The organism is Nonomuraea sp. GTA35, from assembly GCF_041950525.1.
GTDB lineage: Bacteria > Actinomycetota > Actinomycetes > Streptosporangiales > Streptosporangiaceae > Nonomuraea.
In genome coordinates this window covers 180,549-204,583 of record NZ_JBGNUV010000007.1, presented here as the reverse complement: position 1 = coordinate 204,583, position 24,035 = coordinate 180,549, and the positions used below count along the sequence as shown (strand labels likewise).

Here is a 24,035-nt window from a genome sequence, read left to right as displayed (position 1 = left end):
CGATGAGAGCGTTCCTCGACTCGCTGGCGGTTCTGTCCTTCCTGGGGACGGTGCTGCTGCTCTTCGCCTTCGCCGCGCTGCTGAACATGGTTCGTGAGCTGCAGGGCAAGCTGCTCCAGGCGCAGGCGGCCGTTCCGGCGGCGCCCGCCGTCAGATCGGTGGACAGGTTCGGCTCCGACGACGGCCGGCCGACTTTCGTCCTGGTCGTGTCCGAGCACTGCCCCAACTGCCGGGAGCGGGCCCACCGCCTCGCCGCCGTGGCCGGGCCGGACCTGCCCGGGCACGCCGTGCTGCTGGCCGCCGCCGAGCGTTGCGCCGAGTGGGTGGCTGACAGCCAGGTCCTGTCCCTCATCGACTCCGCCCTGCTGGGCAAGGTCGCCGTCGGCGCGACTCCGACGCTGGTCAAGTACTCCGCCGACGGGACAGAGGAATGGCGCAGGGTCGTCGGCTCCGACGACGACCTCGACGCCTTTCTCGCCGTCAGCCACTCAGAGAGGTCAAACGCATGACAGTCGATGTCGACCGTTACTGGGCCGACGTGCCCTCCGTGGACGACGAGCCCGACCCCGGCGGGCGCCGCCGTCCGAACTGGTCGGCGCCCTCCCGCCGCACCGTCTTCAAGACCATGGGCGCGCTGGGCGGCGCCCTGGCCCTGAACGTGCTGTCGGCCCTGCCGGGCAGGAACAACAGCGCCCATGCGGCGGTGGGCACCGAGTACACCAACTGCGCCAACTACGGCAGCCACTCCGGCTACAACAACAACACCAAGGTCTGCGTCGGCGGCACCTACTCCAGGAGCTACTGCGGCTCCGACGGCTGGTTCCTGCGCTCCTCCGGCACCTGCTACAACAGCTACGCGATCAAGGCGTGCGGTGCGGGCGGCCTGGCCGCCAGGAACGCCTGGCGGTGGACGCACAGCGGCAGGAGTTACCGCTGCGCCGACGGAAACGTCGCCACCTGCGGCGGGACCTACTTCTACATCTGCTCCTGGGCCCTGTAGCCCAGGGTGAGCAACACCTACGCCGCCACCCGGGTCGCGCTCGGCATCGCGCTGAGCACGGCCTTGGTGGCGGCCGCCCACCAGCTCTGGACCCCGTCGTTCACCCCGCTCGCCTGGGCGCTGATGGGAGTGACGGCCGGGTTCTCGCTGTCCGGCTCCGTTTGAAGCCTCAACTCAGCGGATTTGCTGACCTCGTCGGTCTGGCGAGGCAAGTTGCCGGTGTTCAGCACCGGACTCATGCTCGGCGCGCTGCTGGCCGGGCTCATCACCGGGGCGCTCGGCGGGCTGGCCTCGGTCATCCCGGAAACGGCGCGGTTGTGGCTGCTCGCGCCGGTCGTCGCCGTCATCATGCTCTTCGAACTTGCCGGGCGGCCGCTGTCGCTGCCGCAGAACCGCCGGCTCGTGCCGCAGGACGTCATCCCGCGCGCCGACTTCTCCGGGCCGCTGCAGTTCGGCTTCGAGATGGGCACGGGGGTGCGCACCTTCACCCCGACGGCGCTGCCCCAGCTGCTCGTCCTGGTGATCGTGCTGGCCGGAGGCCTGGGGCCGGGCCTGCTGGCCGGGCTGGGCTTCGGCGTGGGCAGGACGCTCATGCCGCTCTCCCGCGCGCTCAGCGGCGACCCGCGCCGGTGGGACACGAAGCTGCTGGCCTCGACGGCATGGGTGGGGCGCCTGTGCGCCACGGGATTCCTGCTGGCACTCGCGCTCCTCTGGACGTAGATGACGATCTCTGACACGTTGCCTGCCTGCTTCGCCCTGGCGGGCGCCGTGCTGCTGGTCGCCGCGGCGGTCCGCCGCCGCGGCGACCTGACCCGGGTGATCAAGGCGCACGGCCTGCTTCCTCCGTTCCTGATGCGGCTCACGCCGCTGATCGGCCCCGCCGAGGGCCTGGCGGGCGCCGCCGTACTGGCCGGGTGGGTGACCGGCGAGGCCCGGCTGCTGCGGCTCGCCGCCGCGGCCGTGGCGCTGTGGTACCTGGCGCTGACCGTCTACCTGGCCGTACTGCTGCGGCGCAGGGGCGGGGTGCCGTGCGGATGCCTGGACGGGACCAGCCCGGTGTCGAAAGCGAAGGTCGGCCGCGCCGCGCTGCTGGCTCTGGCGACAGCGCCGCTCGTGGCAGGATGGCCGCCGGTACCGGCTGAGCTGAGCGCGCGGCTGCTCGCCTGCGGGCTGGCCGCCTTCACGGCCGGGTTCGTGGTCGTCGCAGGCAAGGTCGCCGATCTGCACGGAACCTCCGCGGCCCCCGGGCGGTAATCATGGCGACGAACCCCGGGGAGGACCAGACATGAACCGCACGATCGCGATCGCCATCGCGCTGCTCTGCACGGCCTGCGGCACGGCGGGTACGGCGGGCACGGTGGGCACGGCGGGCACGGTGACGGCGCAGACGGCCGAGCCCGCCCCGCTCCTCCTGGAACCGGGCCGGCTCGAGGACGGCCGCACGTGGACGGTCGCGGGCACCTCGGCGGGGACGTGGCAGGAACTGGACGCTGACCTGGTGCCCTGCGGGAAACCGGGCATCGTGCCGGCGGAGGCGGTGACCCGCTGGCGATCGTTCAAGGCGACGGACGGGGCCACGGTGACGCAGGTCGTGGTGAGCGGGGTGGACGCCATGGACGCGTTCAAGTCCTTCCACGCGGAATGTGGCGCGGTCGGCAGCGTCGAGTCGGTGGCAGGTCCCAAGAACGTCGCGCGCCACGACGGCGAGGTGGAGGTGGCGGCGATGTCGAAGGACAGGTTCATCCTGCTCGGCGGCACCGTGCCCGACACGCAGCTCCAACGGTTCGCGGAGACCGCGCGCACCCATCTGGACACCGTGCCGTCCTAGAGCGTCACCGATGAGCCCGCCCGGAGCTCACTCTCCGGGGCCGCGCGGCCCCGTGGGGCGGGCGGGGCGGACCGTCGGCAGGCCGGCCTCCACCCAGGCGTCGAACCCGCCCACGACGTCGGTGGCGTTGTGCAACCCGAGCTCGCGCAGCGCCGCCGCGGCCAGCGAGGACGAGTACCCCTCGGCGCAGATCACGATCCACTGGATGTGCCGGGAGCTCGCCTCGGGGATGCGGGACTCGCACGTGGGGTCGAGCCGCCACTCCAGGTGGTTGCGTTCGATCACGATGGCTCCGGGGACCTCGCCCGCGGCCCTGCGCTGGTGCTCGGGCCGGGTATCGACGATCTTCGCGCCGCGGCCCGCGGCGGCCCACGCCTCCGCGGGCCGCAGGCGCTGGAACCCCGCGCGAGCCTGCGCCAGCAGCCGGTCCACCTCAGTCGCGCGGGCGGAAGGCTCGCCGGTCGTTGTCGACACGCTTGGTGATTCCACGGGCATCGAGACACTCCAGGAGAGGCAGGGCGACGCGGCGGCTGGTGGCCAGGGCCGTCCGCGCGTCGCTGACGGTGAAGGGAGAGGGAAGCGCCGCGAGCGTGGCCGCGGCCTTGTCCAGCGCGTCGGGCATGAGCACGACGTTCTTGCCGATCGACAGCACCGCGCCCGCGTGGATCGCGGCCGCCAGCGCCTTGCCCGTGAGGCCGAGCTCGTCCAGGCGTTCGGCGGTGGGAGCGGCGAAGGGGTGCTCGGCGAGTTCGGCGGCCAGCTTCGCGACCGCCCGGGCGATCGCGGGAGGCAGCGCCCTGTCGGCGGGCAGGACGCGCCCGCCCTCGACCACCAGCGGCGGTGCGACGAGTGCCTCGGCGAGCCGCCGATCGGGCAGCCCGAGGAGCTGGGCCGCGGCGTCCACGGTGATCCCCGGATCGTGCGCGGGCCGTCGCGAGACGTGCTCGGCGAGACGGCGTGCCAGTGACGACCAGTGCCCCGGGTCGGCGTACCAGTCGCCGGCCACCGGCGTCCCGGTGGGAGGGCAGCCCATCGCCCTGAGCTCGCCGCCCTTCAGCAGGCCGTGCCAGCGCAGCAGCGCCGCCGCGTCGGGCAGCGGCACCTCGTCGAGCGCGGCCGCCCTGGCCGCCGCGGCGCCCCGGCGCCGCAACGCGGGCGGGCGGACGTCCAGCACGAGGACCCCGGCGACGATCTCCCGCCTGCCGGGGTCGCGGAGCAGGCCCCGGTCCCCGGTCCTGAGCGGCAGCGGACGGCCGAGGGCCAGCCTGGCGGTGTCGGAGCCCAGGCGGCGGATCCTGACGGGAACGGCGGCCGATCCGAGGTGGAGAACCGCCTCCTCGGCCCGATGGCCCATCGCGGGAGTCAGCCGCACGTCGATGGCCCGGGCCGGCAGCCACGCCTCCGGTGTCACCAGCGCCATGCCGCGGGTCAGGTCGTCACGGTCGACGCCGCGGAGGTTGACGGCGACGCGGGCGGTCGCGGAGACCTGCTCCGCCTTCTCGCCGAGTGTCTGGAGACCCCGGATCCTGACCCGGGTCCCGCCCGTCTCCAGCTCGTCGCCGACGCGGAGCGTTCCCCTGGTCAGGGTGCCGGTGACGACGGTCCCGGACCCGGTGATGGTGAACACCCGGTCGATCCACAACCGGACGGCGTCCCCGGTGTCCGGCTCGGGAAGCGCGGCGGCGAGCCGTGCCAGGGCGGTCTCCAGCTCGTCGAGCCCCTGCCGGGTCCGCCCGCTGACGACGACGCTGTCGATCCCCGCCAGTCCGGTCTTCCGGAGGTGGTCGTGAACCTGCCTCAGGGCAGGCTCGGGATCCGCGAGATCGGCCCGGGTGACGACCGCGAGGCCGTGCCGTACGCCCAGGGCCTCCAGCGCCGCCAGGTGCTCGGCCGACTGGGCCTGCCAGCCCTGGTCGGCGGCCACGACGAGCATCACCGCGGGGCAGGGCCCCACTCCGGCCAGCATGTTGGTGACGAACCGCTCGTGCCCGGGGACGTCGACGAACGCGATCCGCTCACCCGATCCGAGCGTGGTCCAGGCGAACCCGAGATCGATGGTCATGCCGCGGCGGCGTTCCTCGGCCCAGCGGTCGGGCTCCATGCCGGTCAGCGCCCGGACCAGCGTCGACTTGCCGTGGTCCACGTGCCCGGCCGTCGCGATCACGTGCATGCGCGCTCTTCGGCGTAGGTCCGCGGCGCGGAACCGCGTCGATCCACTCGCAAACCATTCCCCGATTCGCTGATCAGCGGAGGCGGACGGGAATCGAACCCGCCGCGCCGAGATGCTCGGCGCCACTGGTTTTGAAGACCAGGAGGGTCACCAGACTCCTGAACGCCTCCGAAGCTGATCATAGACCCGCGAACGACCTCGAACTCCCGCAATTCACCCCAAGAACCAAGCCCGTTCAGGGACGGACGATGACGGTGTGCCCGGTGTGCTCGATCAGCTCGCCGATCACGGGGGCGCCGGGAATCTCCCCGGCGACGAGCAGTCCCCCCGAGGTCTGGGCGTCGGCGAGGAGCACCAGGGTCTCCTCCGGGACGCCTTCGTGGTCGAGGTGCGGAGCCACCCAGGCGAGGTTGCGCTGCGAACCACCGGGGACGAACCCGTCCCGTACGGCCCGCGCCGCCCCGTCCAGCACGGGCACGGCCGAGGCCCGGATCACGGCGGTGACACCGGAGGCACGGGCGAGCTTGTGGAGGTGGCCCAGCAGGCCGAAGCCGGTGACGTCGGTGGCGCACCGGATCCCGGCGTCCAGGGCCGCGCGGGAGGCGTCGGCGTTGAGCCGGGTCATGGTCTCCACGGCGTGCGGGAACACCTCGCCGGTGTTCTTGTGCCGGTTGTTGAGCACGCCCAGGCCGAGCGGCTTGGTCAGGGACAGCGGCAGGCCGGGGCGGCCGGTGTTGTTGTGGAGCAGCCGGTCGGGGTCGGCGATGCCGGTGACGGCCAGGCCGTACTTGGGCTCGGCGTCGACGACGCTGTGCCCGCCGGCCAGGTGGCAGCCGGCCTGCGCGGCCACCTCCGCGCCGCCCCGCAGCACCTCGGCGGCCAGGTCGTAGGGTAAGCGGTCAGGGGGCCAGCACAGGAGGTTGAGCGCGACCACCGGGCGCCCGCCCATGGCGTAGACGTCGGAGAGCGCGTTGGCCGCGGCGATGCGGCCCCAGTCGTAGGGGTCGTCGACCACCGGGGTGAAGAAGTCGGCCGTGCTGATGATCACGGTGCCGTCCTGGACGCGGACCACGGCGGCGTCGTCGCCGGATTCCAGGCCCACCAGGAGCTCTGCTTCGGGCTGCCGCGGGAACGGCATCTCCGAACTGCTCAGCAGCAGTTCCAGATCCGCCGCGGGGATCTTGCAGGCGCAGCCGCCGCCTTGGGCGTACTGTGTGAGCCTCGTCATGATCGTACTCTAGGGGGATGGCAGACCATCGTCGCTCCATCCCGCGGACGGACGCGCTGCTCGCCGACCCCCGGCTGGTCGAGGCGCGGCGGCGGCTGGGCCACGACCGGGTCAAGGCCGCGATCGTCGCGGCGCAGCGGCGCGCCAGGGAGGGAGAGCTCGCGCCTGGAGAGGTCCTGAGCGCCGTGCTGGCGGCGCTGCCCGCCTCCGCCTCCGGCCTGCGGCCGGTGATCAACGCCACCGGCGTGCTGCTGCACACCAACCTGGGCCGCGCTCCGCTGTCGGCCGCCGCCCGCCAGGCGGTGGAGCTGGCGGCCGGGGTCACCGACGTCGAGCTCGACCTCGGCACGGGCGGCCGTGGCAGGCGGGGACGTACCGCGCTGGCCGCGCTGGCCGCCGCCGTTCCCGCAGCCGAGGCGGTGCACGTGGTGAACAACAACGCCGCCGCGCTCGTGCTGGCGGCCACCGCGCTGGCGGCGGGAGCCGAGATCGTGATCAGCCGGGGGGAGCTGATCGAGATCGGCGACGGTTTCCGCCTGCCCGACCTGCTCGTCTCCACGGGGGCGCGGCTGCGGGAGGTCGGCATGACCAACCGCACCGCGCTCGCGGACTACGCCGACGCGATCGGGCCGCAGACGGGCATGGTGCTGAAGGTGCACCCGTCCAACTACCGGATCGAGGGCTTCACGGCCGACGTGCCGGTGGCGCGGCTGTCGGCGCTGTGCCGTGAGCGTGGCATCCCGCTCGTCGGCGACGCCGGGTCCGGGCTGCTGGCTCCCGAGCCGCTGCTGCCCCGCGAGCCCGACGTCACGAGCTGGCTGAACGAGGGCGCGGACCTCGTCACCACCAGCGGCGACAAACTCCTCGGCGGCCCCCAGTGCGGGCTGCTGTTCGGCCGCGCCGGCCTCGTGGAGCGGTTGCGCCGCCATCCCCTCGCGCGCGCGCTCCGGGTGGACAAGATCACGCTGGCGGCCCTGGAGGCCACGGTCGCCGGCCCGCCCACCCCGACCTGGGAGGGCCTGCACGCCGATCAGGCCACGCTGAGGTCCCGCGCCGGGAGCCTGGCGGCCCTGCTGCGGGACAAGGGGATCGACGCCGAGGCCGTCGACAGCCTGAGCGTGGTCGGCGGCGGCGGGGCGCCCGGGGTGGCCCTGCCGAGCGCCGCCGTCGCGCTGGACGGGCGGGCGGCCGCCGCGTTACGCCAGGTGGAGCCGCCCGTCCTCGCCCGCGTGGAGAACGGCCGATGCCTGCTCGACCTGCGCGCGGTGCCGGCCGAGCACGACGACACGCTGCTGGCCGGGGTCCTCGCCGCGCTGGAAGGGGAGTGACGCGCAGGCCGTCGCGACGGTCCCGGCGGTGCGCGGGCCGGTCAGTTGGTGCGGGTGAAGTGCAGCAACCAGGGGCCCTCGTGCTCGATGTCGGCCACCTGACGGACCTGCCTGCCGTTCAGGTCCACGACGCCGGCGTGGCCCTCGCGGTAGACGAGCAGGTGGTCCTCGTTCCACCAGCCCCATAACACGCTCTTGTCCGGCAGCGCCACGCGAGCCTGCCGCGCGCCGGTGCCGGCGTCCAGGACGCACGCCGCCGCGGCCTTGCCGGGGCACACGGTGATGAGCCGCCGGCCGGAAGGGCTGAACCACTGGTCGCTGCTGTCGTTGGCGATCACGTCACGGTAGCTGCGCAGCACGGTGCCGCCGAGGTCGTACGCACGCACGCCGGTCCTGCCGGAACGCCGGATGACGCCGGAGCCGTCCGGCAGCCAGAGGTAGGCCGCCGTGCCGGTGCCGGGCGCCGCCACGCGGACCAGGCGGCTGCTGCGCGCCGCGAGGTCCACGACGACGAACCCGGCGGCCTCCTCGGACCCGTCCTCGTCGAGCACGGCGGTGAGCAGCAGCCGCCGCCCGTCCGGGGACCACTGCGGCGTCCTCACCACGAGGGGCAGGTCCACGGTCGGGATGGTGTGCCGGGCGCCGGTCCCGCGGTCGGTGACCTCCACGTCGTTGTGGTTCTCGGACGCGAACTTCGGGACGTTGTAGACGGAGGCGATCGTGGTGCCGTCGGGCGACACGATGGGGTCGCGGTACTCGGTCAGCCGGCGGAAGGTGCCGGTCCCGGGCTCCCGGACGTACGCCGGCCTGTTGACCTTCCCCTTCTCCTCCACGTGGAAGGATGTCAGGCGGTACGGGTCGGACGGATGTTCATGGAAGACGGCGTTCAATCCCGGAACGGACACGGCGGCGGCCGGGGCGGCCGGGGCGCCGCTGAGCCGGGGCGGCGCGGGCGTGGTGGCCGCCGGCCGCGGCCCCGCGCCGGGTTCGGCCGGCGCGTACACCCGGACGACCGTGATGGTCACGATCAGCGCGCCGGCCAGCGCGCCGGCGCCTGCGGCCGCCCGCCGCCAGGCACGTGCTCCGAACAGCGCGGACGGCCGCGTCGGGGAACGCTCAGGCGGATGCGTCGCGGCCCGCTGGGGCGCCGAGTCCGCTCCGGCCTTGGCGGCGCCCTCGGCGAGCAGCCGGTCGGAGGGGAGCGGCCCGGCGTCCGCCCCGGAGAGGAGCGGCCTGGCGTCCGCGCCGGGCAGGAGCGGCCCGGGGGCCCGGCCGGGCAGCCGATCGGAAGGGGGTGGTCCGGCGGGCCGGCCGAGCAGCCGCAGCAGCACCTCGCTGGCGCGCGGTCGCCGGGCCGGGTCCTTGTCCAGGCACTCGGTGACGAGGCCGCGCAGGTCGCCGTCCAGCGTGCCCAGGTCGGGGTCCTCGCTGAGGATGCGGCGCACGACGGCGGCGACGGCGTCCGCGCCGAACGGCGGGTGGCCGTTGGCGGCGAAGGCCATGGTGGCGCCCCAGGAGAACAGGTCGGCCGAGGGCCCGGCGGCGCCGTCGTCGAACTGCTCGGGCGCCATGTACGCCGGCGTGCCGACCGGCCCGCCGCCCGTGGCCTCGCCGCCCACGGCGCGGGCGATGCCGAAGTCGATGACGCGGGGGCCGTCCGCGCCGAGCAGGACGTTGCCCGGCTTGAAGTCGCGGTGCACCACCCCCGCGCGGTGGATCGCGGCCAGGGCGGTGATCGTGCCGATGGCGAGCCGGCGCAGCTCGCGCCCGCGCAGCGGCCCCCGCTCGCGCACCGCCTGCTGGAGCGAGGGCCCCTCGATGTACTCGCTGACGATGTACGGGCGCCCGCCCGCCGTCCCGGTGGCCAGCACCTGGGCCGTGCAGAAGGACGCGACCCGGGGCAGCACCTCGGCCTCGCGCCGGAAGCGGGCCGCGTCCACCTCGTCGGGCAGGCCGTGCAGCGTCTTGACCGCGACGAGGTCACCCGCCCCGGTCTCGGCCAGGTACACCACTCCCTGCCCGCCTTCGCCGAGCCTGCCGACGATCCGGTGCCCGCCGATGGACTCGGGGTCGCCGTCGCGCGGCGGCATGGTGGAGGGCGGCATCGCGCGTCACCTCCCGGCGAACGTCAGGTTGACGATGTGCCTGTCGTGGCTCCTCATCTCGGCGAGCAGGCGGACCTCCTTGCCGGCGAAGTCGTGCACGGTGATGCGGAAGGTGTCCTTGCCCGCCCAGGTCGCCCGGATGAGGTGCCGGTCGTCGTACCAGCCGACGGCGTACGCGGTCCGGCCCGCCGGCAGTGTCGCCCGCCGGTCGCCGGTGGCCGTGTCCCAGATGCACGTCGTGTACGACCCGCAGCCGGTCGTCGTGAACAGTTTCCCGGAGGGGGAGAACCACTCCTCCCCGATCGGCCGGCCCACCCAGTGCATGGTGCGCGTCTCCCTGCCGGTCAGGTCGCGGAAACGCGCGCCGAGGGTCCCTTCGGGAGTCGTGTAGCCCGACATGACCCCCGTCCCGTCCGGGAGCCAGTGGTAGACGGGGGCGGACGCGTCGGCGTCCGACGCGTCCAGCGCGTCCGTGGTGGGGACGAACGTGGAGGTCCTGGCGGTGACGTCGAGGATCACGTAGCCGGCGGTGAGGCGCCGCTGCTTGCCGTCCTCGCCGACCAGGTCGTTGAAGATGGTCAGGAGGGCGCGGCGGCTGTCGCGTGACCAGTCGAGGAACTGCCCGACCTGCGGCGCGTCCGCGGTGGGCAGGGAGAACCGCTCGCCGGTGACACGCTCGGTGATCGTCACCTCCTGCCGCTCGGTCACCGCGACCGACAGCTCGTTGACCACGGCGAGCCATCGCCCGTCGGGCGAGACCACGGCGTCGGTGTTGTCACCGGCCACGCGCTGGAAGGTGTCGGTGCCTGGCGTGCGCGCGTAGCCGGCGGTCTGGCCGCCCTCCACGCCCGTACGGTAGGAGACCAGCCGCACCGGGTCGCCGGGGTGCTCGTACAGGGTGCCGCCGCTGGGCAGGGCGATGCGTTTCGTGGGCTGCGGCGGCGACGCCGGCGGGCTCGCGGCGGGGGTCGCCGTCGCCCGCGCGGCCGGTGTCGCGTCCTGCGCGGCCGGTGTCGCGTCCTGCGCGGCCGGTGCCGCGGGCGTCGTGGACGCGGCGGAGGGCTCGCGATCCCCGGTCAGGACGTAGGTGACGCCGCCGGACAGCAGCGCCACGGCCACGGCCACCGCCGTCAGGATCAGGACGCGGGAGCGCCGGCGCGCGGGCGGCGACGGCGGGGGCCCGGCCGCCGGAGGCGGGTCGGTGGGGATGGCGGTGTCCAGGGCGCCGGAGTAGCCGAGCAGGCGTAACAGCGCGTCCTCGGCGGCGGGCCGGTCGCCCGGCTCGGCGGCCAGGCAGTCGGCGGCCAGCGTGCGCAGCTCGCCGTCCAGGGGTCCCAGGTCGGCCGCGCCGTGCAGCAGCCGGTGCACCGTGTCGGTCACCGTGCCCCCGCCGAACGGCGACCGCCCCGTCGCGGCGTAGACCATGGTGGCGGCCCAGGCGAACAGGTCGGAAGCGGGAGCCGGGGGCAGGCCGTCGACCTGCTCAGGGGTGCTCCAGACGAGGGCGCCTGCCTCGACGGTCTCCTCGTCGGGGGCGGGCGCCTCGGGAACGGGGTGGCGCAGCCGCGCACCCTGCGGCCCGAGCAGCACCGTTTTTGGACTGACCGCCCCGTGCACGACGCCGGCGCGGTGCAGGGCCGTCAGGCCGGTCATGGTGGCGATGGCCAGGCGGTGCAGGGCGGCGCCGCCGAACGGGCCGCGCCCCTGCACTTCCTGCTCCAGGGTGGGCCAGTCGGCTTCCTGGCCCACGACGTACCCGAGGCCGGCCGGCTCCTCAGCCATCGCGGTCACCTCTCGGCCAGCGTGAAGGAGAAGTCGTCGAAGTCCTTGCCGGGCAGGGTCAGCACGATCCGGCGCTCCCGGCTGCGCAGGTCCATGGCGACCAGTCTGTCGGGTTCCTGGCTGGGGTTGTAGATCAGCAGGTGGTTCTCGTCGTACCAGCCCCAGAACTCGGCGCCGTCGAAGAAGATCGCGACACTGGCGCGGCGCACGCCCTCGGCGGTGTCCCAGACGCACACCGTGCCGCCGCTGGGGCAGTGGGTGAGGAACAGCTTCCCGGAGGGTGAGAACATCCGGACGCCCCCGGTGTACCCGACCCAGTTCATCGCGCGAGTCTCGCGCCCGGCCAGGTCGAAGATCCGCATGCCGTAGTCGTCGCCGGACCTGTGGGAGAGGGTGACGCCGGTGCCGTCCGGCAGCCAGGCGTAGGAACCGCGCCCCTGGCGGGTCTCGGCGTCGGTGTCCACGGGGGTGACGGCCTTGGTGGCGACGTCGACGATGGCGAACCCGCCGGGCACCGGGGTGCCGTCCTCGTCCTTGCCGGTGCCCTTGGTGGTGGTCAGGAGCAGGCGCTTGCCGTCGCGGGACCAGGTGGGCCGCCGTGCCGGGCCGACCTCGACCTCGAAGCGGCTGCCGCCCGTCCGGCTCACGAAGGTCAGCTTGCCGTCGGTGAACAGGGCCAGCCAGGCGCCGTCAGGGGAGGCGGCGATCTCCTGCGCCCGCTTCTCCTGGCTCCTGGTGAAGCGGGTGGTGCCGGGGGCGCGTACGTACAGGTCGTCGCCCTTCTGGTAGGCGGCGACCCGTAGCCTGTCGGCGGGGTGCTCGTGCAGGGCCAGTCCCAGGCCGGGAACCGTGATCCGCGCGGTGGGCGTGGGCGGCGGCGACGGCGGGGCCTGGGCGGCCAGCGTGCTGATGGCGGTCGCGGAGGGGGACGGGGTGGGCGTCGCGACGGCGGCCGGGGTGCCCTGCCTGGACTGGAGGGTGTGGACCGCGCCGGCGGAGGCGAGCGCGATGAGCAGCCCGCCCGACACGGCGAGCGCCACGAACCGCCCGGTACGCCTCGGCGCGGCGGCGGGCTCCTCCGGGCCGGCTGGCGGCGGCGCGACGGCCGTGAGGTCGCCCGTGCGGGCGGTGAGCAGAGAGTGGCCGACCAGCTTGAGCAGCGCGTCCCCCGCCGTGGGCCGGGCCCGCGGGTCCTTGGCCAGGCAGTCGGCGATGACGCCGCGCAGGTGGTCGTCGAAGGCGGACAAGTCGGGCTCGTGGCGCAGCACGCGGTTCATGGTCGCCGAGGTGGAGCCGCCGTCGAAGGGGGCCTCGCCGGTCGCCGCGAACACCATCGTGGCCGCCCATGCGAACACGTCCGCCGGGGCGCCGGCGGGTTCACCGCCCTCCTCCCGCCGCGGAGCGTCGCCGCCGAAGTGCTCCGGGGCGGTGTAGGCCAGGCCGCCGACGCGCTGGGTCGCGGTCGCGCTGGTCGCCTCCAGGGCGGGCGCGACGCCGACGTTGATCAGGCGGGGCCCGTCGGGGCCGAGCAGCACGTCGCCGGGGCCGAACGAGCCGTGCACCGCGCCCGCCTGGTGCACGGCCACCAGGGCGGCCATCGTGGCGATGGCCAGGCGGTGCAGAGCGGCGCCCTGCAGCGGCCCCCCGTCGGCCACGGCCGCTTCCAGCGGCTCGCCGTCGACGTACTCGGTGACGAGGTAGGGCAGCCCGTCGTCGGTCTCGCCGGAGTCGAGGACCTGAGCGGTGTAGTACGCGTCCTGGGCGCGCACCGCACGCATGGCCTGCAGGAAGCGCGCGGCGTCGGACGCGTAGACCTTGATCACGACCGGGTCGCCCGAGTCGTCGCGTGCCAGGTAGACACCGCTGCCGGCCAGCAACCCCTCGACGGTGTAGCCCCCGAGCCGCCGCGGATCATCCGTGGATAACGGTGAGATGTCGGGCATCGGCGAGACCTCCACTCGGCACCACGATAGATCACCCGGTCCCTCCCCGGGCCCCTTCCCGGAGCCGAACTCCCGCTAACACCTATGCGTTAGCGGCTATTGACTCGTAACACCGATAACGAGACACTGCTATCACAGCTAGCGCCAGCCTTACGAGGAAAGGGGCGAGATGATCCATCACGGCAGCCGGTTCACCTTCAGGCTGGACGCGACCCCGGAGCAGCGGGCGGAGGCTCTCGAAAGCCTGCGCGAGCAGGGCCGGGCCATCCCATCGGTCAGATCCTTCTTCGTCGGCCGCGACCACGGCGGCGACTACGAGTGGGGCGCCGTCTTCGTGATCGAAGACCTGGACGGCTACCGCGAGTTCCTGACGCATCCCGCGCGCCGCCACGCCGACCGGACCGCGTCGCCCCTGCTCGCGGACATCGTCTCGTACGACCTGACCGACGACCCGGATCCGGGGACGGGCGCGCGCATCGCCGAATGGCGGCGACACCCTCCCCTGCCGGACGGACCCGTGCGCACCCGCCGTACGGTGCTCAAGGCCATGGCGGTGACCGCGGCGGGAACGGCCGCGGCCGGAACGGGCATCACCGCCGCCCCCGCGCCCGCCGCCGCACGGACGGCCGCCGCTCAGGCGTACGCCGTCGCCCCCGGGGCGTCGGTGGAGGTCGCCATGACGGTCAACGGGCAACTGCGCAAGGTCGTCCTGGAGCCGAGGGTGACGCTGCTGGACGCGCTGCGCGAGCGGCTCGGCCTGACCGGCACCAAGAAGGGCTGCGACCGGGGTGAGTGCGGGGCGTGCACGGTGCTGGCCGACGGCGAGCGGGTCAAGTCGTGCCTGACGCTGGCGGTGATGCGGCAGGGGGCCGAGATCACCACGGTGGAGGGGCTGGCGCGGGGCGAGGAGCTGCACCCGGTGCAGGAGGCGTTCATCCGGCACGACGCGTTCCAGTGCGGGGCGTGCACTCCCGGCCAGATCATGTCCGCCGTGGCCTGCATCGACGAAGGGCATGCGGGCTCCGAGGCGGAGATCCGCGAGTGGATGAGCGGGAACCTGTGCCGGTGCGCGGCGTACCAGAACATCGTCGCCGCCGTCGCCGACGCCGCCAAGGAGGTGCGGCGGTGAGAGCCTTCGGTTACACGGTCGCCGGCAGCCCGGCGGACGCGGTGCGGATCGCCGCGAGCACCCCCGGGTCGGCCTTCGTGGCGGGCGGCACCGATCTGCTGAACCTGATGCGGGACGGCGCGCAGGCCCACGACCACCTCATCGACGTCAACCACCTCGACCTCGGCGAGGTCACCGTCGGCTCCAGGCGGCTGCGCGTCGGCGCGGCGGCCCGGATGCGGCAGGTCGCCGAGCACCCCGGGGTGCGGCGGGAGTTCCCCGTGTTGTCGGAGGCGCTGCTGGCCTCCGCCTCCCCGCAGGTCCGCAACATGGCCTCGATCGGCGGGAACCTGTTGCAGCGCACCAGATGCGGATACTTCCGCGACCCGGCCTCGCCGTGCAACAAACGATCGCCGGGCAGCGGTTGCCCGGCGGTCAGCGGGCACAACCGGGGACACGCGATCCTCGGCGGCAGCGACCACTGCCTCGCCACGCACCCCTCGGACCTGGCGGTGGCGCTGACGGCCCTGGACGCGACCGTGCACCTGCTCGGCCCCGGCGGCGAGCGCGCCGTCCCCGTCGCCGACTTCTACCTCCTGCCCGGGGCCACCCCGCACCGGGAGACCGCGATGCGCCCGGGCGAGCTGATCACCTGGGTGGACGTGCCGCGCACCGCCCTCGCCGGGCAGTCGCGCTACCTGAAGCTGCGCGACAGGGCCACGTTCGAGTTCGCGGTGGTGTCGGTGGCGGCCGCGCTGCGGACGAGGGGCCGCGTGGTGCAGGACGTGCGGCTGGCGTTCGGCGGCGTGGGCACCCGCCCGTGGCGGGACGCCGGGGTCGAGGCCGCGCTGCGGGGCCGGCCGCTGACCGCGCAGGCGATCGCCGGGGCGGGCCGGCTCCTGGTCCGGGACGCCGAGCCGCGCGAGGGGAACAGGTTCAAGGTCGAGCTCGTCCAGCGGGCGCTGGTGAGCATCCTCAGCGATCTGGGAGGGCTTCGATGAGCGCGCTGGTGGGGCAGGGCGTGGCGCGGGTGGACGGCCGGGCGAAGGTCACCGGCGCGGCCCGCTACGCGGCGGACCACGAGGTGGCCGGCGCGCTGCACGGTTTCCTGGTGATGAGCACGATCGCCCGCGGCGAGGTCGTGGAGATCGACGCCAGGGCGGCGCTGGCGCATCCCGGTGTCGTCGCGGTCTACACCCACGCCGACATGGCGAGGCTGGGGCTGAGGCTGCCGGGATTCCCGTACAACAGGCCGTTCATCCCCATGCAGGACACGCGGGTGCACCACAACGGGCAGCCGGTGGCCTACGTCGTGGCCCAGACCCTGGAGCAGGCGCAGGAGGCCGCCGGTCTGGTGAAGGTCGGCTACCGGGCGGAGGAGCCCGTCGCGCGGCTGGCGGACGCGCTCGACGAGGCGTTCCTGCCGAAGAAGTTCCGCGAAAGGGACAACGAGTTCGCCCGCGGCGACGCCGCCGCCGCGCTCGAACAGGCCGAGGTGCGCGTCGACCAGACCTACGGCAGCCCGATGCAGCACCACAACCCGATCGAGCCGCACACCACCACCGCCGTCTGGGCGGGCGATGAGCTGACCCTGTACGAGAGCACCCAGGGCGTGATGTTCACCCGCAACGTCGTGGCGACGGCGTTCGGCAGGGCGCCGGAGCAGGTCAGGGTCATCTCGCCCTACCTGGGCGGCGGTTTCGGCGCCAAGGGCCCCACCTACCCGCACACGCTGCTCACCGCGGCGGCGGCCCGCCTGGCCGGCCGGCCGGTGAAACTCGTGCTGTCCCGCGCGCAGATGTACACCTCCAACGGCCACCGCGCCGAGTACCGCCACCACCTCCGGCTCGGCGCCACCCGCCAGGGCGTGCTGACCGCGATCGCCGACACCTCGACGGCGCAGGTGACCCGCCTCGACGAGGCCGTCTACAACGGCAGCGACTCCACGGTCCACCTGTACGCCTGCCCGAACGTCCACGTGCGGCAACTGGGCGTGCGGCTGGACCTGCCGACGTCGAGCTACATGCGCTCACCGGAGACGACCGCGCACTTCGGCCTGGAGACCGCCATGGACGAGCTGAGCCACGAGCTCGGCATCGACCCGGTGGAGCTGCGGATCCGCAACCACAACCCGATCGACCCGCGGACCGACGGCCCCTACACGAGCAAGCACCTGCTGGAGTGCTACCGGGCGGCGGCCGAGGCGTTCGGCTGGGCCCGGCGCAACCCCAGGCCGGGGACGACCAGGGACGGCGACGAGTACGTGGGCTGGGGCATGGCCACCGAGACCCACACCTACGGCTGGATCCGGTCCGAAGCCGGCCTCACCATCGGGCCGGACGGGCGGGCGACCCTGCGGGCCGCCACCCAGGAGATCGGCACCGGCACGTACACCGTGCTCAGCCAGGTCGTCGCCGACGGGCTCGGCATGCCGCTCGGCCACGTCACGACGCTGCTCGGCGACACCACCTACCCCACCGCGTCGCTGTCGGCGGGGTCGTCCACGATGCCCAGCGTGGTCGGCCCGGTGTCCGAGGCGGCGCGGAGCGCGCGCAAGGCCGTGATCGCGCTCGCCGTCGCCGACCCGCGCTCCCCGCTGCACGGCGTGCCCGCCGAGGACGTCGTGGCCGAGGCCGGCCGCCTGTCCGTCCGCGGCGACGGCGGGCGCGTGGACAGCTACCGCGACGTCATGGCCCGCCACGGCCGCTCCGTCGAGGTCGTCGGGCGCCAGGACAACGCGCCCGGGTACTCGTTCGGCGCGGTGTTCGTGGAGGTCAGGATCCAGCCGAGGCTGGGCAGGGTGCGCGTGACCCGGGTCGTGACCGCGCACGACCCGGGACGGGTGCTCAACCGCCGGACCGCGCGCGGCCAGGTCATCGGCGGCGTGACCTGGGGGATCGGCTTCGCGCTGATGGAGCACACGATGGTGGACCCGAACACGGCGCGGGTCGTCAACCCGAACCTGTCCACCTACCTGGTCCCGGTCTGCGCGGACACGCCATCGGTGGAGGCGTTGTTCGTGGACCGGCCGGACCCGGGCAGCCTCGCGCTCGGCGCCCGCGGCTTCGGCGAGACCCCGGGGACGGGCGTGCCCGCGGCCATCGGCAACGCGATCCACCACGCCATCGGCCGCCGCCTGCGCGACGTCCCCTTCACGCGGGACAAGCTGCTCTGACGCGAGGCGCGCGCCCGTGCGCCGCGGGCTGCTCCGGCCCCGAGGTGCGCGTCCGTGCGCCGCAGGCTGCTCCGGCCCCGAGGTGCGCGCCCGTGCGCGGCCTCAGCGGGGCGGGGTGTGGTTCGCGGCGCGGTCCAGGAGTTCGTCGAGGAGGGCCCGCTCGCCCGGTGTGTAGAGGCCCGGCGCCTCGTCGAGCACGGCCTTCAGGCCCACGGCCCGCTGGGCCACGCCCGGCGCCCCAGTCATGTCCGGCGCCCCGGTCACGTCCGGGGCGTCGGGCGGGGCCGGCGTGGTGATCGCCGAGAGGATGGCCTCGCGCAGCCGGTCGGGCAGGGCGGCGTCGCGCTCCTCGGGAGGGGTGCCGATGAGGTTGAGCGTGAGGCCGACGCCCGCGGCGTGCACCATGACGACGGCCGCCTCGACGCCGACGCGGAGCCGGCCCGCGACGGCGATGCGTTCGACCAGCATGCGAAGCCGCTCCAGCGCCTGCTCGGTGACGCGCCTGCGGGAGCCGGGAGTGGGCCGGCCGTACATGAGCAGGTAGTGCGCCGGGTTCTCCAGGCCGAAGCCGACATGCGTGTCCCAGCCGCGGCGCAGGTCCTCCACGGGGTCGTCGGAGAGCACCTGGCTGTGCTTCCGCGCGAGGTAGCGCGCGAACCCGTCGGCCGCCACCGCTTCGAGCAGCCCGTCCATGTCGGTGAACAGGCGGTAGAGCGTGGGGGCCTGAACACCGGCCGCCGCGCCGACGGTGCGCGTCGTCACTCCTTCGCGGCCCTTGTCGTGGAGCAGCCTGGTCGCGGCGTCGAGGATGCGCCGGCGGACCTCTTCCCGATCACCCATGAATCAACGATAACAGAATGTTGATAACAAGAGTTGCGTGCTGCCGCGCAGGTCAGCCGGCCCGGGTCAGGAGGCCATGGCCAGGCCGGAGGAGGCGGCGCCGGCGAACTCGTCGTTCACCAGCACGACCTGCCGCCCGGCCCCGGCCAGCAGCGAGGCCGCCGCGGTGGCCCGGTAGCCGCTGCCGCAGTGCACCCAGACGGCACCGGCGGGCACGTCGCCGGCGCGCGCCGCGAGCTCGGGCAGCGGCACGTGCACGGCGCCGTCGATGTGGGAGGTCCGCCATTCGTTGCCGAGCCTGACGTCGAGGATCACGTCGGGGGCGGGCAGCCCGGCCGGCACGTCACCGGCCAGCGCGGCGGCCAGCCCGGCGAACGTCGCCGTGGGCAGCGACCGCACCTGAGCCGGATCGGTGGCGAGCCCGTGGGGCGTACCGGCCGCCGCGGCGGCGACGTGGTCGACGCCGATGCGCACGAGCTCCCGCTGCGCCTGCGCGACCTGCTCGGGCGTCTCGCCGATCAGGGTGAGCGGCGCGCCCCGGTCGATCAGCCAGCCGAGCCAGGTGGCCATCGGCCCGTCCAGGCCCAGGCTGACGGTGCCGGCCAGGTGGGCCTCGGCGTAGGCGGTGCGGTGACGCAGGTCGACCACCCACTCCCCGGACTCCAGCCGCCCGCGCAGCTCGTCCGGGGTGACGGGGGCGGGCGGGCGCAGGTCGACCGGCGCGGGGCCGCGCAGGTTGATCGCGCCCATGTGCGCGTAGTAGGCGGGGTAGGCGTCGAGCCCGGCCAGGGCCTGCGTGACGAACGCGTCCGCGGCCAGCCGCAGCGCCGGGTTGACCTGCCGCTCGCGCTCCATGGTGGAGTCGTCGCCGGAGGCCTGGGCGGCCGAGCAGAAGCTGCCGAAGCCGTGGGTCGGCCAGATCGCGGCGCCGTCGGGCAGCAGGCCGGACAGCCTGCGTACGGAGGCGTGCTGCTCGCGCGCCAGCGTGGCGGCGTGCTCGGCGCCCAGCAGATCGGTACGGCCGGTCGTGCCGAACAGCAGCGAGCCGCCGGTGAAGACGCCCTCGGCCGCTTCGCCGCTCTCCAGCGCGTACGACAGGTGGTGGAAGGTGTGGCCGGGCGTGGCCAGGGCGCGCAGCCGCAGCGCGGGCGAGACCTCGACGACGTCCCCGTCGGACAGTGGCAGGTGCCGGAACGGCGCCTGGTCGGCGGCCGCCAGGCCGTAGCGCGCCCCGGTCAGCCTGGCCAGCTCGAGCCCGCCCGAGACGTAGTCGTTGTGCAGGTGCGTCTCGACGACGTGCGTGATGCGGACGCCGAGGCGCCCGGCCAGCGAGAGCACGCGATCGACGTCCCGCTGGGGGTCGACCACGGCGGCCACCTGCCCGTCGGTGGCCAGATAGCTGCGGTCACCCAGCGACGAGGTCGCGATGACATGGACGTCAGCACTCATGATTTCCCCTACATCCCCCGGGGGTGTACGACGGCGAGACTGCCCCCATCGACTTCCCGCCTGGCGCGGAGTCAGACCAGCGCCAGGAAGATCTCGGAGGCCGGCCGGGCGATCAGCTCGATCACGCTGCCGCCGGCGCGGTCGCCCTCGGCGTTCCAGGGGTCATCCGGCGGGCGCCGGCGGGCCCGGCCGCCCCTCACCCGCGAGCCGGGCGTCCAGCGTTCGCACGCCGTCCTCGTAGGAGATCCCGCGGCACAGCTCGCGGGCCTCTTCCCAGACGGCCCTGGCCGTGCGGTGGCCGCCGGCGGCGTCGTGGGCGTCGCCGAGGGCGAGAAGCGTCCGCGCCAGATAGGGGATCGAGCCCCGGGTACGCCACACCCGGACCGAGCGTTCGAGGGTGGCGATGGCGGCGGGCAGGTCGCCTTCGGCCAGGTCCAGCTGCCCGAGCACGCTGAGCGAGTCGGCGAGGTAGTGGCCGAAGTTGCCGGCCTCGCTGTGGGCCAGCGTCAGCTCGGCGGTCGCCCTGGCGCGTTCGTCCCCGACCACGGCGAACAACTTCGACAGGTAGAGCAGCGAGAACGTCTCCAGATAGCGGTAGTTCAGCCGCCGTGCCATGCCCAGCGACCTCTCCAGCAGTTCCCGGCCGCCCTCGACGTCACCGCAGAACGCCTTCGCCGCACCGAGGAACTGGGTGACCGTCGTGGTGTAGTGGGCGTTGCCGAGCGCCTCGGCGATTTTCGTCGCCTGCTCCAGGACCTCGTGCGCCGCCTGCGGGTCGTCCTCGCCGTGGATGATCGCCATCACGTGGTAGGCCCGCGCCTGGCCGCCGAGGTAGCCCGCGTCGGCGGCCGTCCGCAGAGCCTGCTCGGCCAGGGCGAGCGCCTGCTCGCCGCCGTTCCCGTCGGCCGTCAGGCTCCAGGCCAGGGTGGCCAGGGCGTCGGCGATGCCGACCGGGTCGTTCAGCGTGGTGAACAGGTCGAGGAGCTGCGAGGCGCCGGCCCGCATCCGGGTCATCGCCGGTCCGGGGCCCGGCGGTGAGTTCCAGGTGGTGACCTCCAGGAGGCCGCGCATCAGCACGGCCTCGCCGCGCTTGTCGCCGGTCTCACGGCAGAGCGCGAGCGCCTGCTCGTGCATGCGCTGCCAGCCGTCGTACAGGCCGCGCACGTTCAGGTACGTCTCGGTGGACCCGGCGAGGTCCCAGGCGAGCTGGGTCAGGCGTGCCTCGCACGCCTGGGCGACCCCCGCCATCAGCGCGGCGTGCTCCGCGCCGAACCAGGCCATCGGGTCGGCCAGCAGCGGTCCTGAGACCGCCGCGGGCAGCCGCCAGCGCGGCGCGGGGCTGTGCATGAGCGCGTAGCAGGGGCCGGGGACGCGCTCCGCCGCGACCTCCGCCAGCGCCAGCCAGGCGCCCAGGGCCCGCTGGAGCGCGGCCTGGCGTTCGGGTTCGCCATCCTCGCGCTGCGCCCGCTCCCGCGCGTACAGCCGGATCAGGTCGTGGAAGCGATACCTGAGCAGGCCTGTCTCGTCCGTCCCGGTGAGGTGCAGCAGATGAGCGTCGACCAGGGTTTCGATCTCACGTTCCGCCTGCCGCACCGGCACGTCCAGGAGGGCCGCCACCGCCCAGGACGCGAAATCGGGCGCGTCGAGCAGCCCGGCCAGCCGGAAGGCCCGCTGCGCGCCCGCGGGCAGCATCCGGTAGCTCATCTCGAACCCGGCGCGGACGTCGAGATCGCCCGCCACCAGCTCGTCCAGCCGGTGCCGCTCCTCCCCGAGGACGCCGGCGAGGTGGGCCAGACTCCACTGCCTTCTGCCGAGGAGCCTGGCCGCCGAGATGCGGACCGCCAGCGGGACCCGGCCGCACAGCCGGGTGATCTCCAGAGCCGCGTCCGGGTCGTCCTGGACGCGTTCGTCGCCGACGATCCTTCTCAGCAGGTCCATGGCCTGGCCCGACGGGAGGACGTCGAGTTCCAGCAGGCTCGCGCCCTCCAGCCCGACCAGCCGGACACGTCCGGTCAGGAGCACGGCCGTGCCCGAGGCGCCGGGCAGGAGCGGCCGTACCTGCTTCTCCCCGGCGACGTTGTCGAGCAGGACGAGCATTCTGCGTCCGGCCAGGCAGCTCCGGTAGAGCGCCACGCGCTCCTCCAGGGATTCGGGTATGCCGGTGGGGCTGACGCCCAGCGCGAACAGGAACCGGCTGAGCACGTCCTCCGGGCGGGCGGGGTCCGCGGAGGCGCCGCGCAGGTCCGCATAGAGCTGGCCGTCGGGAAAGCGATCCGCGATCCGATGCGCGACGTGCACGGCGAGCGTCGTCTTGCCCAGGCCCCCCAGCCCCGCGATGCTGGCCATGGCGACGGTGCCCGGCCGCGGATTGGCGAGGACCTCGGCCAGGTGGGCCACCTCGTCGTCCCTGCCCGTGAAATCCGCGATGTCCGGCGGCAACTCGGCGGGGGTGGGAGCCGCCTGAGGCTCCGGCATCGGGGCCGTGACCTGGGCGGGACGGTCGCCGGACAGGGCACGCAGGTGCGCGTGCCGCACCTGCTCGCCCGGCTTGATGCCCAGTTCGTCCGGCAGGCGCGCGGCACGTTCGAGGCCGGCGAGTGAGGACTGCGCGGGGGACCCCGTGATCGTCACCTTGACGCGAGGGACGAGGTCGAGTGAGGGGTCCTGGGTGAGGATCCTCTGATGCATGTCGTGCAGCTCTTCGGCCGGGTCCAGGCCGGTCTCCTCGATCAGGGTCTTGCGGGCACGCGCGTATTCGGCGAGCGCGTCCGCCCGCCGGCCGCAGCGGTACAGCGCCAGCATCAGCTGCGCGCGCAGCCGCTCCCGTAACGGGTACTCGCCGGTGAGCGCGGTCAGCTCGCCCAGCAGCCCGGCGTGGCGTCCCAGCCTCAGGTCCACGGCGATCCGCGACTGCAGGACCGACAGGCGCACCTCGTCCAGCCGCGCGGCCTCCGCGGCCAGCATCGGGACGTCGGTCATGCCGACGAACGCGGGCCCGCGCCAGAGGCTCAGCGCCTCGTGCAGGCGGTGGGTCGCCTCCTCCGGCTCACCGGCGGCCTCCATCGCCTGCCCCGAGGCGGCCAGGCTCTCGAACCTCGCCGCGTCCAGCTCGTCCCCGGCCACCGGAACCAGGTAGCCGGAGCCCTGCCGCACCACGAGAGCCGGGTCGCCCAGGTGCCGCCGGAGCCGGTGGACGTAGGTCTGTACGTTCTTGGTGGCGCTTTTCGGAGGGGTGTTCCCCCAGAGCGCCATGACGAGTTGATCTTCCGAAACAGGGTGACCCGCCTGGCACAGCAGAACCGCCAGGAGCACCTGCGCCTTGGGCGTGCCCAGATCGAGCTGCTCACCCTCCCGCCATACCGTCAGCGGACCCAGTATCCCGAACTCCATCGCGCCCCCTCGGCTGGAGGCACTGTAAACCCGGACGGCCTGTTCCGCTGGCCCAGTGGGTGAAGAAACGATTGCGAATCTTTCTCGCTCAGCCCTCGATCTCCTTACGGCATCGACGCCGAACGCGCCGGCTTTCATTCGGTAAACGTTTTCGGTCGGATCGGCCATCAGTGCCATTCGCCGAATGGCCAGGCATATTCCCCTCGTATTCCACGGTGCTGCCGGCGGGTGCGACGATCAGTGGGCCTCGGCCCGGGGATCGCTCGCGCCGGAGGGCTGACTCCCGTCCGGAGAAGGAGGAACGATGAACCCGCTCAGAACGATCACCGCCGGCGTCGCCGCCGCGGTGGCGAGCGTCATTCTCGCCCAGCCCGCCCTGGCTGCGAGCTTCCAACGGGACGTCGGAGACGGGATCGTCCGCTACGCCGACCCCACCAACGAGGTGTGCGTCCGGGCGGACGACACCACAGGGACGGCCTGGGTGGAGGTGACCCTGACCCGCCCCGGTGTGATCGGAAGGCCCATCGTCATCAGGGACGACAACATCCGGCACCCGGGCGCCACCTGTGAAGTACTCACCGCCTTCGAGAACGCCACTTACCAGGCCGATTACGAAAGCTACTGGAGCGGGCGAGGCACCGTCCTGCGCGGGACGTTCCGCTTCACGACCTGACCCTCGGACAGAACCA

Annotated in this window: 20 protein-coding genes, 1 tRNA gene and 1 pseudogene; 12 read left to right on the top strand and 10 right to left on the bottom strand. The window is 73.8% G+C overall.

Translation table 11 applies throughout. The features are described from left to right. Positions 1-2: 2 nt before the first annotated feature. From ACBJ32_RS30325 to ACBJ32_RS30300, 6 genes are read left to right on the top strand one after another with little or no spacing between them, the layout of a single operon-like run. Positions 3-509, top strand: a complete 507-nt coding sequence (locus tag ACBJ32_RS30325) for a hypothetical protein (protein WP_375129587.1) — start codon at positions 3-5, stop codon at positions 507-509. After that, positions 506-1,000, top strand: coding sequence for a hypothetical protein (locus ACBJ32_RS30320; RefSeq protein ID WP_357880355.1), 495 nt, complete (start codon positions 506-508; stop codon positions 998-1,000). The genes ACBJ32_RS30325 and ACBJ32_RS30320 overlap by 4 nt, the downstream gene beginning before the upstream one ends. Before the next feature lie 6 nt (positions 1,001-1,006). Continuing rightward, entirely contained in the window at positions 1,007-1,165 is a 159-nt protein-coding gene (locus ACBJ32_RS30315; RefSeq protein WP_375129586.1) for a hypothetical protein, read from the top strand. 54 nt (positions 1,166-1,219) lie between these two features. Continuing rightward, positions 1,220-1,720, top strand: a complete 501-nt coding sequence (locus ACBJ32_RS30310) for a hypothetical protein (protein ID WP_357880361.1) — start codon at positions 1,220-1,222, stop codon at positions 1,718-1,720. Further along, positions 1,721-2,254, top strand: coding sequence for a MauE/DoxX family redox-associated membrane protein (locus ACBJ32_RS30305; RefSeq protein ID WP_375129585.1), 534 nt, complete (start codon positions 1,721-1,723; stop codon positions 2,252-2,254). 31 nt (positions 2,255-2,285) lie between these two features. Further along, positions 2,286-2,828 (top strand): hypothetical protein, encoded by a 543-nt coding sequence (locus ACBJ32_RS30300; RefSeq protein WP_375129584.1) that lies wholly within the window; start codon positions 2,286-2,288, stop codon positions 2,826-2,828. Between the two features lie 27 nt (positions 2,829-2,855). Here ACBJ32_RS30300 and ACBJ32_RS30295 read toward each other — a convergent pair whose 3' ends face one another. The 4 genes from ACBJ32_RS30295 to selD all read right to left on the bottom strand — a co-directional run bounded on the left by ACBJ32_RS30295 (position 2,856) and on the right by selD (position 6,226). Further along, positions 2,856-3,302, bottom strand: a complete 447-nt coding sequence (locus ACBJ32_RS30295) for a rhodanese-like domain-containing protein (RefSeq protein ID WP_375129583.1) — start codon at positions 3,300-3,302, stop codon at positions 2,856-2,858. After that, complete coding sequence (gene selB / locus ACBJ32_RS30290; protein WP_375129582.1) at positions 3,262-4,998, bottom strand: selenocysteine-specific translation elongation factor; 1,737 nt, start codon at positions 4,996-4,998, stop codon at positions 3,262-3,264. Before selB ends, ACBJ32_RS30295 begins: the two co-directional genes overlap by 41 nt. Positions 4,999-5,074: 76 nt before the next feature. Then, a tRNA-Sec gene (locus ACBJ32_RS30285) sits at positions 5,075-5,168 on the bottom strand. Between the two features lie 65 nt (positions 5,169-5,233). After that, the gene (gene selD / locus ACBJ32_RS30280; protein WP_375129581.1) at positions 5,234-6,226 is read right to left on the bottom strand and encodes a selenide, water dikinase SelD; all 993 of its coding nucleotides are present in this window, start codon (positions 6,224-6,226) and stop codon (positions 5,234-5,236) included. A gap of 17 nt (positions 6,227-6,243) precedes the next feature. Between selD and selA the strand changes: the two genes are divergently transcribed. Then, positions 6,244-7,554 (top strand): L-seryl-tRNA(Sec) selenium transferase, encoded by a 1,311-nt coding sequence (gene selA / locus ACBJ32_RS30275; protein WP_375129580.1) that lies wholly within the window; start codon positions 6,244-6,246, stop codon positions 7,552-7,554. Positions 7,555-7,595: 41 nt separating this feature from the next. Here selA and ACBJ32_RS30270 read toward each other — a convergent pair whose 3' ends face one another. Genes ACBJ32_RS30270 through ACBJ32_RS30260 form a run of 3 tightly spaced genes read right to left on the bottom strand, consistent with a single transcriptional unit; the run spans position 7,596 to position 13,384 of the window. Beyond that, positions 7,596-9,659, bottom strand: a complete 2,064-nt coding sequence (locus ACBJ32_RS30270) for a protein kinase (RefSeq protein WP_375129579.1) — start codon at positions 9,657-9,659, stop codon at positions 7,596-7,598. A gap of 6 nt (positions 9,660-9,665) precedes the next feature. Beyond that, positions 9,666-11,441, bottom strand: a complete 1,776-nt coding sequence (locus ACBJ32_RS30265) for a serine/threonine protein kinase (RefSeq protein ID WP_375129578.1) — start codon at positions 11,439-11,441, stop codon at positions 9,666-9,668. 5 nt (positions 11,442-11,446) lie between these two features. Then, positions 11,447-13,384 carry a phosphotransferase gene (locus ACBJ32_RS30260; protein WP_375129577.1) on the bottom strand — a complete coding sequence of 646 codons (1,938 nt, stop codon included), beginning with the start codon at positions 13,382-13,384 and terminating at the stop codon, positions 11,447-11,449. 169 nt (positions 13,385-13,553) lie between these two features. Between ACBJ32_RS30260 and ACBJ32_RS30255 the strand changes: the two are divergent. The 4 genes and pseudogenes from ACBJ32_RS30255 to ACBJ32_RS30240 form a co-directional block, all read left to right on the top strand. After that, positions 13,554-13,817 (top strand): annotated as a pseudogene (locus ACBJ32_RS30255) (Dabb family protein); the annotation flags it as partial. A 243-nt stretch (positions 13,818-14,060) separates the two neighbouring features. Next, positions 14,061-14,513: a (2Fe-2S)-binding protein gene (locus ACBJ32_RS30250; RefSeq protein WP_375129860.1), complete on the top strand. Its 453-nt coding sequence runs from the start codon at positions 14,061-14,063 to the stop codon at positions 14,511-14,513. Next, on the top strand, positions 14,510-15,493 hold the full coding sequence (locus ACBJ32_RS30245) for an FAD binding domain-containing protein (RefSeq protein WP_375129576.1): 984 nt from the start codon (positions 14,510-14,512) through the stop codon (positions 15,491-15,493). Before ACBJ32_RS30250 ends, ACBJ32_RS30245 begins: the two co-directional genes overlap by 4 nt. Then, positions 15,490-17,667, top strand: coding sequence for a xanthine dehydrogenase family protein molybdopterin-binding subunit (locus ACBJ32_RS30240; protein WP_375129575.1), 2,178 nt, complete (start codon positions 15,490-15,492; stop codon positions 17,665-17,667). Before ACBJ32_RS30245 ends, ACBJ32_RS30240 begins: the two co-directional genes overlap by 4 nt. Before the next feature lie 102 nt (positions 17,668-17,769). Here the strand turns inward: ACBJ32_RS30240 and ACBJ32_RS30235 are convergent, their stop codons facing one another. The 3 genes from ACBJ32_RS30235 to ACBJ32_RS30225 all read right to left on the bottom strand — a co-directional run bounded on the left by ACBJ32_RS30235 (position 17,770) and on the right by ACBJ32_RS30225 (position 23,346). Further along, positions 17,770-18,507 (bottom strand): TetR/AcrR family transcriptional regulator, encoded by a 738-nt coding sequence (locus ACBJ32_RS30235; protein ID WP_375129574.1) that lies wholly within the window; start codon positions 18,505-18,507, stop codon positions 17,770-17,772. Between the two features lie 66 nt (positions 18,508-18,573). Continuing rightward, complete coding sequence (locus tag ACBJ32_RS30230; RefSeq protein ID WP_375129573.1) at positions 18,574-19,956, bottom strand: rhodanese-like domain-containing protein; 1,383 nt, start codon at positions 19,954-19,956, stop codon at positions 18,574-18,576. Between the two features lie 162 nt (positions 19,957-20,118). Then, entirely contained in the window at positions 20,119-23,346 is a 3,228-nt protein-coding gene (locus ACBJ32_RS30225) for a BTAD domain-containing putative transcriptional regulator (RefSeq protein WP_375129572.1), read from the bottom strand. Between the two features lie 304 nt (positions 23,347-23,650). Between ACBJ32_RS30225 and ACBJ32_RS30220 the strand changes: the two genes are divergently transcribed. Next, the gene (locus ACBJ32_RS30220; RefSeq protein WP_375129571.1) at positions 23,651-24,019 is read left to right on the top strand and encodes a hypothetical protein; all 369 of its coding nucleotides are present in this window, start codon (positions 23,651-23,653) and stop codon (positions 24,017-24,019) included. The last annotated feature ends 16 nt before the right edge of the window (positions 24,020-24,035 follow it).

Coding starts and splice junctions, on each gene's coding strand:
- ACBJ32_RS30325 (WP_375129587.1), top strand. CDS start 3: ATGAGAGCGTTCCTCGACTCGCTGGCGGTTCTGTCCTTCCTGGGGACG.
- ACBJ32_RS30320 (WP_357880355.1), top strand. CDS start 506: ATGACAGTCGATGTCGACCGTTACTGGGCCGACGTGCCCTCCGTGGAC.
- ACBJ32_RS30305 (WP_375129585.1), top strand. CDS start 1,721: ATGACGATCTCTGACACGTTGCCTGCCTGCTTCGCCCTGGCGGGCGCC.
- ACBJ32_RS30300 (WP_375129584.1), top strand. CDS start 2,286: ATGAACCGCACGATCGCGATCGCCATCGCGCTGCTCTGCACGGCCTGC.
- selB (WP_375129582.1), bottom strand. CDS start 4,998: ATGCACGTGATCGCGACGGCCGGGCACGTGGACCACGGCAAGTCGACG.
- selD (WP_375129581.1), bottom strand. CDS start 6,226: ATGACGAGGCTCACACAGTACGCCCAAGGCGGCGGCTGCGCCTGCAAG.
- selA (WP_375129580.1), top strand. CDS start 6,244: ATGGCAGACCATCGTCGCTCCATCCCGCGGACGGACGCGCTGCTCGCC.
- ACBJ32_RS30270 (WP_375129579.1), bottom strand. CDS start 9,659: ATGCCGCCCTCCACCATGCCGCCGCGCGACGGCGACCCCGAGTCCATC.
- ACBJ32_RS30265 (WP_375129578.1), bottom strand. CDS start 11,441: ATGGCTGAGGAGCCGGCCGGCCTCGGGTACGTCGTGGGCCAGGAAGCC.
- ACBJ32_RS30260 (WP_375129577.1), bottom strand. CDS start 13,384: ATGCCCGACATCTCACCGTTATCCACGGATGATCCGCGGCGGCTCGGG.
- ACBJ32_RS30250 (WP_375129860.1), top strand. CDS start 14,061: ATGACGGTCAACGGGCAACTGCGCAAGGTCGTCCTGGAGCCGAGGGTG.
- ACBJ32_RS30240 (WP_375129575.1), top strand. CDS start 15,490: ATGAGCGCGCTGGTGGGGCAGGGCGTGGCGCGGGTGGACGGCCGGGCG.
- ACBJ32_RS30235 (WP_375129574.1), bottom strand. CDS start 18,507: ATGGGTGATCGGGAAGAGGTCCGCCGGCGCATCCTCGACGCCGCGACC.
- ACBJ32_RS30230 (WP_375129573.1), bottom strand. CDS start 19,956: ATGAGTGCTGACGTCCATGTCATCGCGACCTCGTCGCTGGGTGACCGC.
- ACBJ32_RS30225 (WP_375129572.1), bottom strand. CDS start 23,346: ATGGAGTTCGGGATACTGGGTCCGCTGACGGTATGGCGGGAGGGTGAG.
- ACBJ32_RS30220 (WP_375129571.1), top strand. CDS start 23,651: ATGAACCCGCTCAGAACGATCACCGCCGGCGTCGCCGCCGCGGTGGCG.